This window comes from Nostoc sp. 'Peltigera membranacea cyanobiont' 232, assembly GCF_002245985.1.
Taxonomy (GTDB): Bacteria; Cyanobacteriota; Cyanobacteriia; order Cyanobacteriales; family Nostocaceae; genus Nostoc.
This window is the reverse complement of the sequence record NZ_NOLK01000044.1, coordinates 1-20396: the sequence shown is the minus strand read 5'-3', so window position 1 is coordinate 20396 and position 20396 is coordinate 1. Positions and strand designations below refer to the sequence as shown.

Sequence of the window (20396 nt, the reverse complement as noted above, 5' to 3'; positions counted from 1 at the left end):
CACCTTGGTTGGTAAATGCGGGATAATCTTGACAGACACAATCATGGCTGTGTTACTAGAAACAATACCATTTGTTATTTTTCTGCAAGCAAGCTGAAATTTATTCAGATACGTTACAAAACTTTAACCGAGGTAGCTTATGTCAGAAGTACAGCAATTATTTTTCCAAGCAGACGGGGAGATTGAGCAGATTGAGATCAACGTCACAGCCACCGAAATAACTCAGGAAATTGAAGAAGACGACGATGGCATAGAATACAAGGATGTGCGAACAGATGCGATCGCTCGGATGCAACAAGCTCGCCAAATGATTCGCTCTTATACTATCTATGCCCTTAGTGCTTTTAAAGACTTCAATACTGCTGAGATTGAGGAAGTCAAACTTACATTTGGCATTAAATTGGGTGGGAAAGCAGGAATTCCTTACATTACCGAAGGTTCAGCTGAAAGTAATCTGCAAATTGAGGTGAAGTGTAAGTTTGCAGAAAAACAACAACCCGATCCACAGTAACTGCAAAAAATTATCAGCGCAGTCTAGGGGTAGGCAATGCCCATTAAACACCCAACTTCCCTATACTTATTTTTCTATTAACCAAACCTAATTGCTGCGATCGCTTCAAATACTTCACCCAAGATTGCTCTGACAACTGGGAAATAGCATTTAGTGACAGTGTTGCGGTGAAAATATCTTTGCCACTGGTAACACCACTAACGCCTAAACTTTCTAAAACAGCAGTTGCAGCCGAGTTTAAAATTGGTTCAGTATGGATGAAAACCCCCAAACTCGATTCTTCTGAATTTTGAACATCACTTAGCGCTGTAGCAAGGGCGGCATCTAACTTCTGATAATTCATCAGCAATTCCTTGGCAAAAAGGGTAGGCAATTACTGCCTACCCAAATTTATCAAAGTTATAGGTTTTTATCCCCTATCCTTGTGCAGAAATAATATCTATCTTTCTCAATCTAATTACAGATTTAAAGCATTAATCACTCCATAACCCCATTTGTCATCAAATGTGCCTGCGGGTTTTCTGGGAATTGCACTATTTTTACGTAGCAGGTCTTTCACAGCAACCGGATCGAGTTTAGGATCGCGCTGCAACAGCAGTGCTACTAACCCAGTGACGAAGGGTGTCGCCATACTCGTACCAGCCATTACCACAAACTTGGAATTAATCATCGATGAGCGGTCAAAACTCGCATCGGCGGAAAGGGTGGAAACAATCATTGCCCCTGGTGCTGCTACATCGGGCTTCTGTCCATTATTGCGTAGAGGCCCTTCACTACTAAATTCCGTAATAGTATGCAATTCTAACCCCATTTCTCGCACTTGGTTATCAATATCTGTGTACTTACTTTTAGTCGTATAAGCTGCAACTGTAATTGCACTGCTGGCGGCTCCTGGTGAACCAATTTTTAATGCATCCTTCACACTTTTACCTGTAAAAAACACTGAGGAAGTGTCATCTAGTGTCCAAACATCTAAACGTGTGTCAGTTGAAGAAGTGTTGCGGACTCGCAGTTGCCAAACACCTCCCATGACTGGCGAGGGGTCAATACCACGTATTTGTACAAAGAAATTACGATCGCCGTTGGCTTGATCTGGCCCTGGTGTTGCTAATTGCACCCGTGCATCTGGTAACTGGTAATCTTGTGCAGCATTACCTTCAGTAATTATTTTTTGGTAAGGGGTGACAAAACCGTTAGGACTCCGCACAGACACTTCCAACTCACTATCTTTGGAATACCAAGCGTTTAACCAAACTATGCCTATTTGATTCAAAGGAACATTAAAGCGCATACCACGAGTGCGTCCACTGGGTATTATCGCTTGTCCATGAATGTTAGCGTTTCCTTCGTTACCGGCAGCACAGCAAACAATTCTTCCTGGGCCAGTTTCGGCATCAATGACTTTAGATAGGGAATCACTACCATCATGGGCATCAGCATGTCCACCCACGCTGAGATTTACCACGGCTGCGCGTCCCAACTCTCTAGCAACTCGGAAAATGTAACGCACACCATCAGCAATGTGGGCATCCTGTAAATCCGATCTGACGATAACTAATTCTGCTTCTGGTGCTACACCGCTATAGTTAGTATCAGCACCGGCAGCAATTCCAGCAACGTGAGTACCATGACCGGCTGTATCCTGAGAGATTGTCAGTTGCGCTTCCGTAAATTCCGCTCCATAGCCGCCCTCTGTTACACCTGGCCCTGGCAGTGTTTGATCCCAAATGTGTAAAATTCGTCCAGCAAAAGCAGGGTGTTTCGGATCGATACCACTGTCTATAATGCCGATGATTACTCCTTTACCAGTCAGTTTGCTTTTTTTCTGGAACTCCGGCAGTTTGACTGCTCCCATTGCAGTGTCCATTCGCAAATGAAGTTTGCGTGATGGCTTAATTCGGTGAATCACATCTTCTTCAGATAAGACATCTAAACTCTCTATCGGTAAAAAAGCTGTCCGCACACTTCCAGAGTTTTGATTGACTTCAATATTATATTGTGATAGGTGACTTAAGTCTGCATCAGGATCGCAGTAGATAAAAACAACGCTCTTGGTAGGCTTGACTGGGCTTTTGTGGGCAATGATGCCAAGCGATCGCTTGTGTGTAATTAAAGCTTTATCTCCTTCATTTTGATAGTCTTGAAATGCCAAAAGTAGTCCGGGAGAAAGTTTTTCGTGTCTCATTTTTACCTCAAATTTAATTTATTGGGCGAAAGCAAAGTAGTCGCTCGGGATAAGTCGCTCTCACATTAGTGCCGATTATGTAGTTTTTTCGCCTTGATTATTTGATGCGACTATAGTTATCTATTTTTTTATAGATAACATCAAATAAGTTTAGGAGGCGGGAAGTTATTCCTAAGACAATTACTAATTCATAACTCATATTTCCGATGTATAATCATGAGACATCTTTGAACAGCGGCATTTCAGAATTACCCAATACTGGGGTAACAGGTAATTTTTATAAGCCTATTAAACTAATCCAGTGTCTGCCTAAATCATTACGGACAAAGTGAAGAAAAGAAAATTAAGAATAAATAAGAGTAATTAACCAACTAAATACAAACTGCGTATAAAAAAAGATAGTTTGGTTAAGTATTTATTTCTTCTCTGAGTGTCGCGCAAGTTGCTACAACGGAGGAACCCCAGCAATAGACAGGCTTCTCTGCGCCTTTGTTGTTTGTTAAAAAAAATTGATTTTGCTAACGAACACTGACAAATAAGAAATTCTCTATCATAAGTAGGAGCCATAAAGAAGCTAATATTTGCAACGATCGCTTCTGAACGTACAAAAAGTTATTCATGCAAATTCAAACACCAGACTGGGTAAAGCACGCTATTTTCTACCAAATCTTCCCAGATCGCTTTGCCAGAAGCAAACAACCGCGCAAACGGCTGTTGCGCGAAGCCCGTTGGGAAGATTGGGACGCTATACCTACACTCCAAGGTTATAAAGGCGGGGATTTATGGGGCATTATGGAGGATTTAGACTACATCCAAGATTTGGGGATTAACGCGATTTATTTCACACCGATCTTTCAATCCGCCAGTAATCACCGCTATCATACCCACGATTATTACCAAGTTGACCCGATGCTGGGGGGCAACGAGGCTTTTAAGGAATTGCTAGATGCTGCTCATAAACGGAATATCAAAGTCGTTCTAGATGGTGTGTTTAACCATTCCAGTCGTGGCTTTTTCTTTTTCCACGACGTTTTAGAAAATGGCCCCCATTCGCCTTGGGTAAATTGGTTCAAAATAGAAGGCTGGCCTCTAGCACCATATAATGGTGAATTTCCTGCAAACTACGTGGGTTGGGTGGGAAATCGCGCTTTACCAGAATTTAACCACGACAATCCAGAAGTGCGGGAATACATTATGGAAATTGCCGAATATTGGATTAAATTCGGCATCGACGGTTGGCGATTGGATGTACCGTTTGAAATAAAAACTCCTGGTTTTTGGCAGGAATTCCGCGATCGCGTTAAGGCAGTCAATCCTGAAGCTTACATTGTGGGCGAAGTGTGGGGAGATTCCCGCCAGTGGTTGGATGGAACGCAATTTGACGGCGTGATGAATTATCTATTTGCTGGGCCGACAATTGCCTTTGCAGCTGGCGATCGCGTAGTCTTAGAACAAGTCCAAGGCCGCGACTATCAACCCTACCCACCCTTATTTGCTGCCGAATACGCCACCAAAATTCAGGAAGTCCTGCAACTTTACCCTTGGGAAATTCAGCTAACTCAACTCAATTTGTTAGCAAGTCACGATACAGCCCGATTGATGACCATTGCAGGCGGCGATGTAGCCAGTGTAGAATTATCAACTTTACTGCTACTCACCTTTCCCGGTGCGCCCAGCATCTACTATGGTGATGAAGTTGGTTTACCTGGTGGCATAGATCCCGACTCACGACGTGGCTTTCCTTTAGAAGCCAAGTGGGAGCGAGAAATTTTCAATACTCATCGTCAGTTAATTACCCTCCGCCAAACTTACCCAGCCTTGCGTACAGGTGATTATCAAGTTCTCCATGCTCAAGGACAACTTTATATCTTTGCGCGAACTTTAGGAACAGAGGAATTGATAATTGGCATCAACGCTGGTACAAGTTCGGCAACAGCGAATGCAGATGTGGTTAGTTTGCATACTCAACCTAACAAGCTGTTATATGGTAATGCTGAAGTTGAGTGGAATCGTGAAGGAGAAACTCAGCATTTGTCATTAACTCTTCCCGCACGCAGTGGCTGCATTCTGGGAGTAGGGAATAGGGAAAAGGTAGAGGTGCAGAGGCAATAGGAGGTAAAAAGGGGAAAGATTTACTCCAACTTCTCCCCTGCCTCTTTGCCTTTTCTCCATACCTAATGCCTCTCTACCTCTTCAATTAAGTCAGCAGGGACGAACACAATTTATCTTCGAGTTCCATTTCGCGCTCTTGGGTGGCGAGAATAGCCTGGGAGACGACGCGCTGGGGGTCAAAACCGACTGTGTGTAACTGCAACCACTGTTGAGCTTCATTGCCTTCGCGAAGGATTTTGTGCAATGGAGAAAGGAAACAGCTAAAGCCTTGTTGTTTAGCGATCGCCCAAACATCTTGGTACATTTCCGAAATCCAATCTCTCGCTAAAATGCTTCTACCATCTTGCCAATGTCTCAAATGAGCATCAAGACTAGCAGCCGCCACAGCAGCTTCGTTTTCAGCAGTTAGGGTGACAAGTTCTTCACCAGAGAAAATACTTTGGGTTAAGGGATCGATGCTGGGATTTTCGATTATTTGCAACAAACGCGCTTCTAATAAGGCTGTAATGGCTAGCAAAGCAATGGGATCTGTGACTAAATCGCAAATTCGCAATTCTAGGCGATTTAGATCGTAAGGACGGCGATCGCCATTTGGCCGGACTGATGTCCACAAATGCCGCACGTTTTGCATAGTTCCGGCAACGAGTTGATCTTCCACCCACTGGATATGATCGGCGTGGCTGGCAAATAACGGCACGTGGCTAGGCGTTTGCGGAAATAAGCCCCATCGGGTGGAGTGATAGCCAGTAGTTTTACCATCAAGGAAGGGGGATGAGGCGCTGAGGGCGAGAAATAGAGGTGCTTCCATCCGAATCGCTCGACAGGCCCGCATCAATACTTCTGGATCGCTGATGCCTATATTGATATGTACGCTGGCGGTGACTACCTTCGTCCCGTAGGTGTTCTCAATATAATCATGATAAGCGTTGGCTGGATCGGAACGTTGAAAGCGATCGCCCCCACCTAAAGATAAAGTACTTCCCGGTATCAAGGTGTAATCGCCCAAGCGACTCAGGTAGTTTCGCAACTCCCGCCGGGGACGCAGCAACGCACACAATAAATTATCGTAATTATGGGATGGTTGGGTTATATATTCAACGTTGCGGCTATCTGGCTCCCGCATAAATCCATCCAAAGCTGCAACAATTTTGTCGGAGAGGCCGACGATTTCACCTTGAGGCGTGCCAGTATACATCTCAATCTCAAAGCCTTTTAATAAGACCACCTTGTTCTCCTCGGCTCTCTCTACCTATAAATTGTATCGAATTAGACGTATCTCTGGATCTATCTTTAAGTCGATCAAAGGTTAAGAATCATTTTATTGCCAACTCACCTGAAATCAGAACAACAGATTTCTGGGCTATTCTCCGAAAAATTCCAGATTTACGCAAAAAATAGCCGAAACCCTAGTATCATGCGGCGGAAATATACATACCATTTTTAAGCCTTGCAGTCTACTGAATTTTTGTGGCTTTTAATGGTCTGCTTATTTTTGCCAAGCTGTACTAGCCGCAGGATATTTGCCTCTACAGCATTGAGTTTTGCGTAAGTCCTAAAATTATCAAGGCAATGCTAAAAACCTTTGAGAGTGGGTTCGACTCAATAATTTTTGACTATGTAACAGAATGCTTGAAATTACCACAATTTTCCAGAATTCATCCGAAAAAAGCATTTACCTACTTAATAACAGCTTTCTTAAAAGTCTGATTCTTTCTTTATAAATCATGCTTGATATTTCTTCGACTCGCAAATGTAGCACTAAATACATTTTCGATGCTACATTTGGGTTTTAATACATATACAAGTAAAAAAAACATGTATCTTTAGTTTGAGAACATATCTATCTTCAAACATAGATGCTTAATGGAAAATTCCGAAAGAGCCACTAATAACAATCAATAGTCACACGACTTTTTGAGTGGATTTATACCGTCATCCCTAGATATTTGAAGGGCTTGCAGACGAAAAATCAATCCACATTTTTCTCAACACGAGAGTTGCTTCAAGTGGAAAGCCAAAGGATGAAATACTGGATAAGTAAATTAGCAATCTTTATAGTATTACTGTATAACTTGTTTCTCTCAAGTGATTACGCAGCAGCAAACCAACTTTCAAATGATGTGCAGCAAGTAAATGCACTCCCAGTAGTTGAAAACTTAGTAAGTACTGATAATAATCTTGCTAAGAATAGAAAGCAAGATTTTTGCCGACTTAATAAGGTTGTCAAAGGGATAGATAAACTAGAAGGACTCTTCACACTTTATTGCACGGATAATTCGGGCAAAATTTACTTAGAAATCAAACCAGAGCAGCTAAATAAAGATTACCTAGCTATAGTAACATTAGAATCAGGCGTTGGGGAAAGGGGAATTTATAGTGGATTACCTCTCTCTGATTTTCTCTTCTACTTCCAACAACCCTAATGCTGCTTTATCTCCACCCAAAAAGCCAATTGTGTATTGGATTGAAAATGCTGTGCCACTAGAGTACCGCGATGCAATTCGTGAAGGCATTTTGATGTGGAATAAAGCATTTGAAAAAGCCGGATTTCAAAATGCCATTGAAGTGCAGCAAATGCCAGATGATGCTGATTGGCAACCCGCAGATGTACATTACAATACTATTCGCTGGTTCAACTCTTTGGATGAAGGTTTTGCTAGAGGGCCGATGCGCGTTAACCCATTCACCGGAGAAATATTGGATGCAGATATTATTGTGGATGCCAATATGGTGCGTTCAGTTCAGCAAGAATATCATGCATTGATGGAAGTCAATTCATCTTTAGTGGACAAAAAATCATGTCAAGTATTCTGGCGAAAGCAGAATGCAGATGCTAAGAATTATCTTCTGCCAAACTCTGAGTTTTGCTATGGTATGGAATCTTCAAATCAAGCCCAGATGGGGGCACTGGCGTTGTCAATTTTGCCAAATATTACACCCAGCAGTGAAACAATGAAAGAGTATGTGCATCAATATTTGCGTTCTCTGATTGCTCACGAAGTTGGGCATACTCTTGGGTTGCGCCACAATTTTCACGGCAGCACGATGTTAACGCCTGAAGAATTAAATAATACTGAAATCACTCACACCAAAGGTTTAGTGGGTTCAGTGATGGACTATCTACCTGTGAATATAGCACCACAGGGAGTACAGCAAGGTGACTATTTCCCAGGAGTTGTTGGGCCTTATGACGAATGGGCAATTGAGTATGGTTATAAAAAAAGCCCATCAGTAGAAATTGAGGGAATCATTCCAGAATCAGAAAAAAGTTTTTTAGAACAGATTGCACTGGCATCGCCTCAACCAGAATTATCTTACGCAACTGATGAGGATATTTGGGACATTAATCCTTTAGCAAATGTCTGGGATATGAGTAGTGATGTGCTACTTTATTCGCAGTGGCAAATGGATAATGCCCGCGTGATGTGGGAGCGTCTTGATAAGGGTTATCTATCAAAAGGAGAAAGCTATAGTAACCTGCGCGTCTCATTCAATAGAGTTTTTAAATATTATTTTCGGAACGCCACTTTGCTTTCTAAATACATTGGTGGACAATCGTTTCGCCGTCTCCATGCTAGTGATGATGCTTCTTGGACATTTGTACCAGTTTCACTTTTAAAACAACGTCAGGCATTGACTAAGTTGCAAGAGTATGTATTTGCTGACGATGCTTTCAGTTTTTCACCACAATTGCTCAATCAACTAGCACCATCGCACTGGGAACACTGGGGTAGTTCTGTACCTAATAACCGCCTTGATTATCCAATTCACGAAAGTATTTTGAAGTTTCAAAGTGCGGTGCTGCGATCGCTATTAGACAGCGATCGCCTGAATCGTTTACAAGATATCGAATTAAAAACGCTGCCTGGGCAAGCACTTTCTATCCCAGAACTGTTTAACACTCTGCAAACAGGCATCTGGACAGAAGTTTTAACCCCAGGAGAACCAAAGCCAATTTCTAGCGTCCGCCGTTCGCTGCAACGGGAATATTTGAATATTCTGCTAGAGATGATGTTGGGTACTACTAATACACCTGAAGATGGACGGACATTGGCTTGGTATGAATTGCGTCAACTGCAAAAAGCCATTGATGTCAGACTTAAGCAACTTACTGAAAGCCTTGATATTTACACCTTAGCCCACTTAGAAGCTTCTGGCGATCGCATCACCAAAGCATTAAACGCGCAGTTACTCTCTAAGTAGGGCTTGCGGAGAAAGTGTACAAGGGATTTGTATCAACTCCAGTCAGGATTCCTCCACAACCTGCACATTCTTCTGGATGATGGTCTATTACTTCGCTACATTCTTCTATTGGGTATAAGTCGCAGCTATTTGGTGAGGTGCTAAAACCTGGGACGATCGATCAGGTATCTAAATAAGTCATCAATTATTGTATTGATTGCGAAGATATCGCCTTCATGCCAGCGCAGCCCGTCAACGAAATAAACTTGATTTCGTTGAACCGCTTTCAGTTGTCGCCATAAAGGTTTTTGTTGAAGCTTTTCTAAAGTCTCCTTAGCACTCTTGCTTCCCCAAGATAAAAAGAAGAGAACATCACCGTCAATATCAGACAGACGCTCTTCAGAAATATTTTCTATATAGAAAAAATTCCCCCTTTGTGAGGATGGGCGTTCTAGCCCAATATCATTAAGGACTCTGCCAACAGGACTTTTTTCGCCATAAGACCAAATTCCAGATAATGCTTTTGTCGAGGCAACTGAAACCTGCATTTGATGACGGCGACTACCTAAGGCTTGTTTAAGTTTTTCAATCCGCTGCCAATATTCCTTCATGAATTGATTGGCAGCTTCTTCTTTATTCAAGACCTTGCCAAGGTCTACCAAATCTTGATCCCAACGATGAGTGAGTAAATCGGGATGCCCTATTATGACGGTAGGCGCAATCGTAGATATCTGCTTGTAATAAACATTCAGAATATAAGGATGAGCCAAAATTAGGTCGGGTTTCAGGAGCAAAATCTTTTCGAGGTTTGGTTCATTTACGCTTCCAATCAAATCAACTCCATCTACTTTGTCTCGAAGATATTCTGGAAAAGGCTCACTAGAATCATATCCCGTTGCAATTGGTTTAATCCCCAATGCTAAAGTATCAGCCAAAAAACTTGACCATATCGTTATCACCCGTTGAGGCTGGAGAGGGATACAAGTCTTTCCCATCAAATGTTCCACCTTTCGGCAGTTTTGCGTTGGCTGTTTCAAGCTTGTAGCACTATAATTCAAATTTCTGCTACAAGCCGAAACAAGTACAAACATCAAAACTCCTAATAATAGTAGATACATGAAGCGACGTAAAAACATTGAGGATAAGTATCAATAGGATAATTGCAACACGTTGTTCAGCCGATTACCAACACAACAGCGAGTTAAAGCTCCCAACGAATAGAGCCGATGACTGTCAAGGGCGCACCTCTTTCAAGACCTAAAGTATAACCGTAGGTAGAACTGAAATAGTCCGTATCAAATAGATTACGAATATTGATCGCAGCATTAAAGCGATCTCTACGGTAGAAAATTGCCGCATCGGTACGCAAGTAATTGGGTAGTTCAACCGAGTTGTCTGAAAGTGCCGCCCGATCACCCACATAAAAAAGCCCTAAACCAAATCCCAAACCTTTGAGATCCCCCTTCTGGATTTCATAGGTTGTCCAGAAGCTAGCTTGATTCTCTGGTACACCCAGCAATTTGTTGCCTACAGCAATGGCATTATCCTCGGTAACTTCTGCATCAGTATAGGCATAAGAAGCGATCGCCTTCCACCCTGGTAGAATCTCACCCGCAATATCTAACTCAATCCCTCGACTCCTTTGCTCTCCCACTTGAATTGAGAAATCACGGTTATTTGGATCGGGAGTTGTAACATTCGTTTTGGTGATTTGATAGGCTGCCAATGTTGTTGAAAGCTTTCCGTCTAGAAAGTCAGCTTTAATGCCTGCTTCATATTGGGTTCCTTTGGTTGGCTTAAACGCTCTACCATCAGGATTGAATCCAGAGGTAGGGAGAAAAGATTGACTATAGCTGGTGTAGAGAGAAACAGATTTGCTCGGCTGATACACCAATCCAACTCGGGGGCTGAAAGCACTATCATTCTGTTCAGGAGAATCAATTCCGCTATTTGTTACATTCTGTGAAACCCAATCTAACCGCCCGCCAATCAATAGCTTCAGGTTATCTAAAACACTGATTTGATCTTGAAGGTAAGCACCGTAAGATTGAGTAGCTGAATCGAAACTATAATTTGGAATATATACGGGGTTTGAAATATTGTAATTTGGGTTGAAGATATCTAGATCGGGAAGGGCAGGATCGGCAATCAGAGATTCAAAAGTCTGAACATTGCGATTAAAATCAAAACCTACTAAAAGTTGGTGCGAAATCGATCCCGTCTTAAACTTTCCAAGCAAGTCGATCTGTCCAAAATAGTTATCTATTGTGTATTCACGTTTTTCAGTGTCAATACCTACTAGTAAACGATCGTTGACTATATCTAATCCTGAGGCAAATCCGTCTCTAGTGTTAGTAGCAGCCACTGAAAAATTGTTACGAATCTGCCAGTTGTCATTCAACTTGTGATTCAGGGTGTAGCCAAATTTTTGAGTTGTGGCATCAATAAAGGTTAAATCAGGATAACCGAGAAAGAGATTCCGAGGCAGGAAGCTACCATCACTGAAAAACCAACTGCCAGACTGATTCGGATATCCCTTATAGTTAGTGTATTCATAGTATAGATTCAGGTCTGTCCGATCGCCTAATTTCAAAGTGATTGAAGGTGCGATCGTGGTTATATTTGTGTGGACGAAATCTTGAGATCCGCTCGAATCTTGATAGGTCGCAATAAAGCGATAGAGTGCAGTTTTATCAGTATTTAATGGCCCTGAAAAATCGATGCTGGGTTGATAATATCCAAAATTTCCTGCCTCAAATCCGAGACTGTAGTAGGGTTCGCTCAAAGGTTGTTTGGTAATAACATTGACGATTCCACCTGGTTCTACAGCGCCAAATAGAACTGAGGCGGGGCCTTTGAGAACTTCTACTTGTTCGATTGTCCCAATGCCTGTCAGCGAAAAGCTATCATTTGTATCTCGATACCCATTGCGGAAATCTCCGTTCTGCACAAATCCTCTAATAACTCTGCCTCCTGAAGGCGCACCGAAGTTGGTTCCGCCATCAACAACGCCACTGACCGTTTCCACTGCCTCATTTACACTTCTTACCTTGCGATCTTCCAGCACTTGTCGCGGCACCACCTGAATCGATTGGGGAATATCGCGCAATGGTGTGTCGGTTTTAGTAGCAGTTGACGTTTCTGGTACGTTATACCTATCTTGCTCCCCCGTCACCACTAACTCAATCGGCTCGTCCTGCTGTGCTGTTGGTTCTTGCTGCGGTGTCTCGCTTGCTGGCTTTTGTTGATCTTGTGGTGTTTGGGGTTGTTGCGGTGGAGAAGTTGCCGTTGCCGTTGCCGCAGAATTTATACCAAACACCAGCCCTGTCTTATCATCAAATAACTCAACTGTGGGTAAAGTTTTCTCACCCACCACCGTCACTCGGACAGTATTTGCATCAATATTTGTAACAGTTATCTCAGTAATTTCTGCAAGGGGTTTTTCGGAACGAAATGTAAAAGCTTCTCCCGATGCTAAACGCAACTGTGCGCCAGGTATATCTGCAATAAAATTATTACCCGTACTGCGATTTTTTACTTGTAGTTGTTCCCCAAGAGTCGTCTCTAAAATCAACTCCACACCTTTGTTTGTGGGATTGGCTTTAACTCCCATGATTGGTACAACTCGATCCCCACTTCTTTGTTCTGGATTCGGGGGGTTGCTTGGTGTTGGTATCTGTACTAGCATTTGAGCGCTAGTTGCAGGAAGTTCGATTTCGCTAAGTTGGGAAATGTTTTTACTTGCTTTACCAGACTTTGCTGTTTGCGGTGAAGTAGATTTCCCTATCACTTTGGTAAAAGATTCGCCTTGAACATCTTCTCGTACTTCCTCGCCTTTACCAGGAGCGCTGATACAAAGAACTACCGTACCTGTCAGCAGCAGGCTTTGAAACAATTTATCTAACTTCATTTATCCGCTTACACTCAATCACACTACTTGGTTGTACCTGAAGATACAATGACGATCTCTAAAAAAAATTGTCATTTAAGTTGAAATTATTTGAATCATATTATGAAGCAATGCAAGACACAAGATAATTAATAGTTTTTTTCATTTAGCTATAGATACTAAATAATAAATTATTCTAAAACAGCTTATTTGCTTGACACATAATCAGAAATTGTATTGCTAGCTAAAACTACTTTTCTGTATTGAAAACAGGGATTAGTGTCTAGGAATTAGGGATGAGGACAAGTTAATTTCCATCGAGTGGTTGCGGGCGATCGCTCGTGGAGTTTTAACTTGAATATGGGGCATTGGTCATTTGTCTTTTGTCAGGGAATATTGATTTTACCATAATTGACTGTCTTAAAATGACGTTTGTATATTTATCATCTATCTACAGATATAAATAAACTTTTATAAGCAAAACTTATGTAATGTGATTTTGTTGATACTAACTTTCTATAATTTCTCTATTGCTAAAGCAACTCATTCTCGTTAGTGTAATCGAAGGCAAATAAAAATTAATCGCAATAAGCTAGATATTGCTCCCAAAAAATCACTAATTAGGATTTAGGCAATTTTAAGTAATTGGCTGAATTAATTAAGGATTTCCTCTTTATTTTTCTCTAGTCAGAGCGGGAAAAAGAGCAGCAGTGTATCAGGGTCGCATCTAGTTGAAAATCAAAATGAATCAATATTCTCATTGCTTCCTTGAAACTTCTGGCAGTGGTTCTACATTTGTTGATTTACTGCGCTTGAGAAGCTCTACCCAGCCAAACAGAGATGCTTTTACCTTCTTGCTGGATGGAGAAACAGAACAAACAACGCTAACCTATCAAGAGTTGGATAGGCGATCGCGTCGAATAGCTGCTCAATTACAAGCATTGGGTTTGACTGGAGAACGCGCCTTACTACTTTATCCAGCCGGACTAGATTTTTTGGTTGCTTTTTTCGGTTGTTTATATGCGGGAGTTGTGGCTGTAACGGCATATCCCCCTAGAAATGAGCGCAACACACCGAGAATAAAAGCTATTTCTATAGATGCACAAGCAGCGATCGCTCTCACCACAACAGAAATCCTGCCTACAGTGCGGTCTTTAATGTCGCATAACACTGATTTAGAATCCTTACAGTGGCTGACTACTGATAATCTTGCAGAGGGAATAGAAGATGCTTGGCAAGAACCCTCCATTGATAGAGATACCTTAGCTTTTCTGCAATACACTTCTGGTTCTACAGGGACACCCAAGGGTGTAATGATTAGTCATGGGAACCTACTGCACAATGCTGACACAACTTACCAATTTATGGAGCATTCTCCAGAAAGTAAGTTCGTAACGTGGTTGCCGATGTACCACGATATGGGTCTGATTGGGGGAATATTGCAACCTTTGTATGGAGGTTTTCCTTGCATCATCATGCCTCCAACTTCCTTTCTCCAACGTCCTTATCGTTGGTTGCAGGCTATTTCTCACTACAAAGGTACAACCAGTGGTGGCCCGAATTTTGCTTATGAGTTATGTACTCAAAAAATTACTCTTGAACAAAAAGAAACTCTTGACTTGAGTAGTTGGAGTGTAGCATTTAACGGCGCGGAACCGATTCGGTATGATACTTTAGAGCGCTTTGCAGCAGCTTTTGCCGATTGTGGCTTCCGTAAAGAGGCATTCTACCCTTGTTACGGAATGGCTGAAACAACTCTGATGGTTTCTGGTGTGCAGAAGGCAACATCACCGATTATCAAGACAGTCCAAAAGTCTGCATTAGAATTGAATCGGGTAGTTGAATTGGGGACTGGGGAGCGGGAAGATTTGCATGAGGATTCAGATCCGAACCAAATATTAAAGCCGAGTGAAGTGGAGGCTTTAAAAGAATTTCCTTCCCAGTACCCAGTACCCAGTACCCAGTCCCTTCCTTCCCAGTACCCAGTACCCAGTACCCAGTCCCAGAGTACTGAAGATGTCTATCATTTCGTTAGTTGTGGTCGAGTCATACCACAACAGGAAGTGGCGATCGCTAATCCCGAAACCCTCAGTAGTTGTAAACCTGATGAAATTGGGGAAATCTGGGTATCGGGGCCGAGTGTTGGTCAAGGTTATTGGAATCGCGATCGAGAGACAGCAGAAACTTTTCATGCTTATTTATCAGATACAGGTGTAGGCCCTTTTCTGCGGACGGGAGATTTAGGCTTTTTGCAGAATAGCGAGCTTTTCATTACAGGTAGAGCCAAAGATTTAATTATTATTCGCGGTAGAAATCTTTACCCACAGGATATAGAATTAACCGCAGAACGCAGTCATCCATCTTTAAATTCTGGTGCTAGTGCAGCATTTACAGTCGAGGTTGACAACGAAGAACGGCTGGTAATCGTCCAAGAATTGAAGTTTCGCGCCAAGCCAAATTTAGAAGAAGTTATATCTGCAATTCGCCAAGCTGTGACTGAAGAACATGAAGTACAAGTTTATGCTGTGGTTTTGATTAAACCAGGTAGTATTCCTAAAACTTCTAGCGGTAAGATTCAACGTCGTGCAACTCGCGCTCAGTTTCAAAATGGTGAACTGAATATTATTATCAGTAAGATTCTCAAAATTAGCAATATTGTCAGAGAGGAAACTCGATTACAGCGTTCTGAGCTTTTGGCGCTTTCTCCCAAGGAATGTCAACAGCTTTTAGAAATATATCTGATTGAACAGGAAGCGAGAGTACTGGCGATCGCACCAGATGATATCAGTCTTGAAGAACCATTAAGCGCTCTGGGGCTTGATTCTTTAAAAGTGTTTGAGTTGAAAAACCGAGTTGAGGTTGATTTAGAGGTAGAAGTATCAGTAGCAGACTTCTTTGCAGGGATGAGTACGCAACAGCTAGCTACAAAGATCCTCGCTCAACTGACAACAGATGCACTACCGTCAATATCCCTTACCAAACAAGAGAAAAATACATCCATTCAGCCTCTATCTTTTGGCCAGCAGGGATTATGGTTTATCAATCAGCTAACTCCCAATAGTCCTACATATAACATTCCGATAGTTATTAGCTTAAAAGGCTGCATTAATTTAGCAGTCTTACAAGATAGTCTTAACGAAATTATTAGACGACACGAAGTATTACGGACGAGCTTTACGGTAGTTGATGGACAACCAGCCCAAGTTATAAATCAAGCACCATCTTTAACTTTGGCGGTTGAAGATTTGCGTTCACTATCAGAAAGAGAACGTTCTCAAGAAGCACAACGTTTGGCTACAGAATTTGCACAGCAGCCATTTGATTTATCTGCTCAATCGCTTTTGCGTGCTAAAATTTTACAATTAACTGACAAAAATTATCATTTAATTGTCACTCTGCATCATATAATTGCAGATGGTTGGTCTATCGGTATTCTGATCAAAGAAATAGCTGTATTATATGAAGCATTCTCCACGGGCGAACTCTCTCTGCGAGACGCTACGCGAACACCACTTCCTGAATTACCCATTCAGTATCGGGATTTTGTCAATTGGCAACGAAAATGGCTTGATTTTGAGCGTATTCAATCTTTATTGACTTATTGGAAACAAAAGTTGCAGGGTGAGCTACCTATACTAAATTTACCAACTGACCGTCCGCGTAGAAGCTTTGTTTCTTATCATCAGACATCACCAGTTCAAAAATTCAAAGGCGCTCAAGAGAAAGTAGTTCTATCTCAAACTCTGACAAAAGAGCTAAAGAATTTGAGCCGTCATTCGGGAGTAACTCTGTTTATGACCTTGCTTACAGCCTTCAAAACGTTGCTGTATCGTTACACTGGTCAGACTGATATTGTAGTAGGTTCGCCAATCGCCAATCGGAACAGAGCAGAAGTTGAGTCATTAATCGGTTTTTTTGTTAATGTTTTGGTGTTGCGTACAGACCTTTCTGGCGACCTGAGTTTTCAGGAGTTACTAACGCGGGTGAAGTCAACAGCTTTAGAGGCATACATTCATCAAGACTTACCTTTTGAAAAGTTAGTAGAAGAACTACAGCCAAATAGAGACTTAAGTTACAATCCACTATTTCAAGTGATGTTTGTTCTCCAGAATGTGCCAATATTAAATACCAGACTGTCAGATGTCTCTCTTACTTATCAGGAGGGTTATAACGGCACATCAAAATTTGATTTGACATTATTTATGGAGGATAACGAACAAGGGTTAATTGCGAATTGCGAGTATAACACAGATTTATTTAATGCAGATACTATCGCTCGGATGCTGTTACATTTCCAGACTCTATTGGAAAGTATAGTTAGCGATCCCAAACAACGAATTTCAGACTTGCAATTACTTTCACCATCTGAAGTACAGCAGTTATTAGTTGAGTGGAATAATACCGAGACAGATTACCCACAAGATAAATGTATTCATCAACTGTTTGAAGCACAGGTAGAGAAAACGCCATCTAATATTGCTGTTATTTTTGAAAACCAAAAATTAACCTACCAAGAGTTAAACGATCGAGCTAATCAACTAGCACACTACTTACAAAGACTAGGGGTAAAGCCAGAAGTAATCGTAGGTGTCTGCATGAAGCGCAGCCCAGAAATGCTGATTGCATTATTGGCTATTTTAAAAGCAGGTGGGGCTTATGTACCACTAGATCCAGCCTATCCCCAGGAACGCTTAACTTTCATGGTAGAAGATAGTCAGACCAAGGTACTGCTGACTCAAAGCCATCTAGTTGAATTGTTTGCCAAATCGAATGTGCATATTCTCTGTATTGATAGAGATTCACAATTACTTAGCCAACAGAGCAGAGAAAATCTGTTGAGTGAAGTAAAATCCAATCACCTAGCTTATGTCATCTATACTTCTGGTTCTACTGGTGTACCAAAAGGTGTTGCGATCGCTCATGAAAGTTGTGTTGCTTTATTAACATGGTCAAGAAAAGTTTTTACAGATGATGACCTTGCTGGAGTTTTAGCATCAACCTCTATTTGCTTTGATTTATCAGTATTTGAACTGTTTGTTCCCCTAAGTTGGGGTGGTAGAGTAATTCTTGTAGAGAATGCTTTGCACTTACCCTCGTTGGTTGCTGAGGTAAGCTTGGTTAATACAGTCCCAAGCATCATTGCAGAATTACTGCAAGTAGATGGTTTACCTTCTTCAGTCAGGACGGTTAATCTTGCTGGCGAACCACTACAAAATCAACTTGTGCAGCAGATTTATCAAAACGATCGTATTCAGAAAGTTTTGAATCTTTATGGCCCCTCTGAAGATACAACTTATTCCACATTTGCTCAAGTAAATAGAGATAGTAACGTAACTATTGGTCGTCCCATTGCCAATACACAAATTTATTTGCTTGATACTAAATTGCAACCAGTACCAATTGGTGTCCCAGGAGAAATTTATATTGGTGGTGCTGGTTTAGCTAAAGGCTATTTAAACCGACCAGAGTTAACAAAGGAGCGGTTTATATCTAATCCATTTAATAAAAAAATTGAATCGCGGCTATATAAAACTGGAGATTTAGCTCGTTATTTACTTGATGGGAATTTAGAGTACTTGGGGCGAATCGATCATCAAGTTAAGATTAGAGGATTTCGGATTGAGTTGGGTGAAATTGAGAATGCATTACTCAAACATGCAGCAGTGCAGAAAATTATAGTTTTGGCGCGAGAAGATAAACCACGTGTTAAAGAATTGGTGGCTTATATTGTTCTTTTACCAGACGAAACACTTACAACTAGTGAACTCCGAACTTATCTCAAAGAACTGTTACCAGAATATATGGTTCCTGGTGTTTTTATCTTTTTAGATACCTTACCACTTTTGCCTAACGGAAAAGTAAACCGTCGTGCTTTACCTGTACCAGAAGACTTGCGTCCAACATTGACGACTACTTATGAAGTACCCCAGTCGGAAATGGAACAGCAGATAGCAAAACTTTGGCAAGAGGTGCTACATCTCGATCGAGTAGGTATTCATGATAATTTCTTTGATCTTGGTGGGCATTCATTACTGATGATTCAGGTTAATCATAAACTGCAAGGAAATTTGCAGCGAAATATATCAGTTGTAGAAATGTTTCAGAACCCGACTATTTACTCACTGGCGCAATATTTAAGTCAACAGCGACAGCTTTCTTTTACAGGAACACGCGATCGCGCGAATAAGCAAATTGAGGCTATAAATCGCAAAAAACAACAATTGAGTAAGCAAGGTAAAAAGATTTATGATTAGCACTATAGATAATGATGCTATAGAAGGCATTGCCATTGTTGGGATGGCAGGGCGTTTTCCCGGTGCTAAAAATATTGATGAATTTTGGCAGAATTTGCAATCTGGTGTAGAGTCAATTTCTATCTTCACAAATGAAGAGATAATATCTGACGGTATAGATTCCGTTACACTTAGCGATCGCAATTATGTAAAGTCTAGTGCCATATTAGAAAATATCGATTTATTTGACGCTGCATTTTTTAGTTTTAATGCCAAAGAAGCAGAAGTTACTAACCCGCAAAACCGGATTTTTTTAGAGTGTGCTTGGGAAGCATTAGAAAATGCTGGTTATGATTCCAACAGGTATGATAGTCGGATCGGAGTTTACGCTGGTGCTAGCCTAAATAACTATTATTCATTAGATTTAAACCGCGATCCCATAGGATCGGCGCAATGCTATCAAACATTAATTGGTAATGATAAAGATTTTCTGACTACCCGTGTTTCTTACAAATTAAATCTAACTGGCCCAAGTATTACGATCCAAACAGCTTGTTCTACCTCATTAGTTGCAACAACACTTGCTTGTCAAAGTTTGTTGAATTATCAATGTGATATGGCTTTAGCTGGTGGGGTTTCTATCCACGTACCCCAGAAAACAGGTTATTTGCATGAACCGGGAGGAACACTATCTCCTGATGGTCATTGTCGTGCTTTTGATGCCAAAGCACAGGGAACGACTATTGGTAATGGTGTAGGAGTTGTTGTCCTCAAGCGATTGAGCGATGCTCTTGCAGATGGTGACTGCATCCATGCTGTAATTAGAGGTTCAGCCATTAATAACGATGGTTCTGGTAAAGTTGGCTACACAGCGCCTAGCGTCAATGGTCAAGCAGAGGTGATTGCCGAAGCGATGATGCTGGCGGGAGTTGAGCCTGAGACAATCAACTATATTGAAGCTCATGGTACTGGTACAGCTTTAGGCGATCCGATTGAAATTGCCGCCCTCTCTCAAGCCTTTCGTAGCAGTACCAACAAAAAAGGCTTCTGTGCCGTTGGTTCAGTGAAAACAAACATTGGTCATCTAGATGCAGCAGCTGGGATTGCCGGACTGATTAAAACAGTTTTAGCCCTGAAACACAAGCAGATACCAGCAAGCTTGAATTTTGAGCAGCCAAATCCCCAGATAGATTTTGCCAACAGCCCCTTTTATATCAATGCAAAGCTAGCAGAATGGAAAACAGGAAGTACTCCTCGTCGTGCTGGTGTGAGTTCCTTGGGTAT

9 protein-coding genes and 1 pseudogene are annotated in these 20396 nt (G+C 41.5%); 5 read left to right on the top strand and 5 right to left on the bottom strand.

Features of this window, described 5'->3' with window-relative positions; all coding sequences use genetic code 11:
* Positions 1–139 precede the first annotated feature (139 nt).
* Positions 140–511 (top strand): CU044_2847 family protein, encoded by a 372-nt coding sequence (locus CDG79_RS16660; protein WP_094343103.1) that lies wholly within the window; start codon positions 140–142, stop codon positions 509–511.
* Positions 512–554: 43 nt separating this feature from the next.
* Here CDG79_RS16660 and CDG79_RS16655 read toward each other — a convergent pair whose 3' ends face one another.
* Positions 555–854 (bottom strand): hypothetical protein, encoded by a 300-nt coding sequence (locus CDG79_RS16655; RefSeq protein ID WP_094329605.1) that lies wholly within the window; start codon positions 852–854, stop codon positions 555–557.
* 114 nt (positions 855–968) lie between these two features.
* Positions 969–2696 (bottom strand): S8 family peptidase, encoded by a 1728-nt coding sequence (locus tag CDG79_RS16650; RefSeq protein ID WP_094343102.1) that lies wholly within the window; start codon positions 2694–2696, stop codon positions 969–971.
* A 618-nt stretch (positions 2697–3314) separates the two neighbouring features.
* On the opposite strand from CDG79_RS16650, the gene CDG79_RS16645 reads away from it, so the two are divergent.
* Positions 3315–4808, top strand: coding sequence for a glycoside hydrolase family 13 protein (locus tag CDG79_RS16645; RefSeq protein ID WP_094343101.1), 1494 nt, complete (start codon positions 3315–3317; stop codon positions 4806–4808).
* 85 nt (positions 4809–4893) lie between these two features.
* Here the strand turns inward: CDG79_RS16645 and gshA are convergent, their stop codons facing one another.
* Positions 4894–6033 (bottom strand): glutamate--cysteine ligase, encoded by a 1140-nt coding sequence (gshA, locus tag CDG79_RS16640; RefSeq protein ID WP_094343100.1) that lies wholly within the window; start codon positions 6031–6033, stop codon positions 4894–4896.
* Positions 6034–6829: 796 nt separating this feature from the next.
* Here gshA and CDG79_RS16635 point away from each other — a divergent pair.
* Positions 6830–9011: pseudogene (locus CDG79_RS16635) on the top strand (zinc-dependent metalloprotease).
* 140 nt (positions 9012–9151) lie between these two features.
* Here CDG79_RS16635 and CDG79_RS16630 read toward each other — a convergent pair.
* Together CDG79_RS16630 and CDG79_RS16625 are read right to left on the bottom strand one after the other, a co-directional pair.
* A complete protein-coding gene (locus CDG79_RS16630) occupies positions 9152–10081 on the bottom strand; it encodes an iron-siderophore ABC transporter substrate-binding protein (protein ID WP_223278185.1) in 930 nt (309 codons plus the stop codon).
* Positions 10082–10191: 110 nt separating this feature from the next.
* Positions 10192–12900 carry a TonB-dependent siderophore receptor gene (locus CDG79_RS16625; protein ID WP_094343098.1) on the bottom strand — a complete coding sequence of 903 codons (2709 nt, stop codon included), beginning with the start codon at positions 12898–12900 and terminating at the stop codon, positions 10192–10194.
* Between the two features lie 722 nt (positions 12901–13622).
* Here CDG79_RS16625 and CDG79_RS16620 point away from each other — a divergent pair.
* Positions 13623–19133, top strand: coding sequence for a non-ribosomal peptide synthetase (locus CDG79_RS16620; protein WP_223278184.1), 5511 nt, complete (start codon positions 13623–13625; stop codon positions 19131–19133).
* The coding region (locus tag CDG79_RS16615; protein WP_143855501.1) for a type I polyketide synthase at positions 19126–20396 on the top strand (1271 nt) is incomplete at its 3' end. The genes CDG79_RS16620 and CDG79_RS16615, both read left to right, overlap by 8 nt.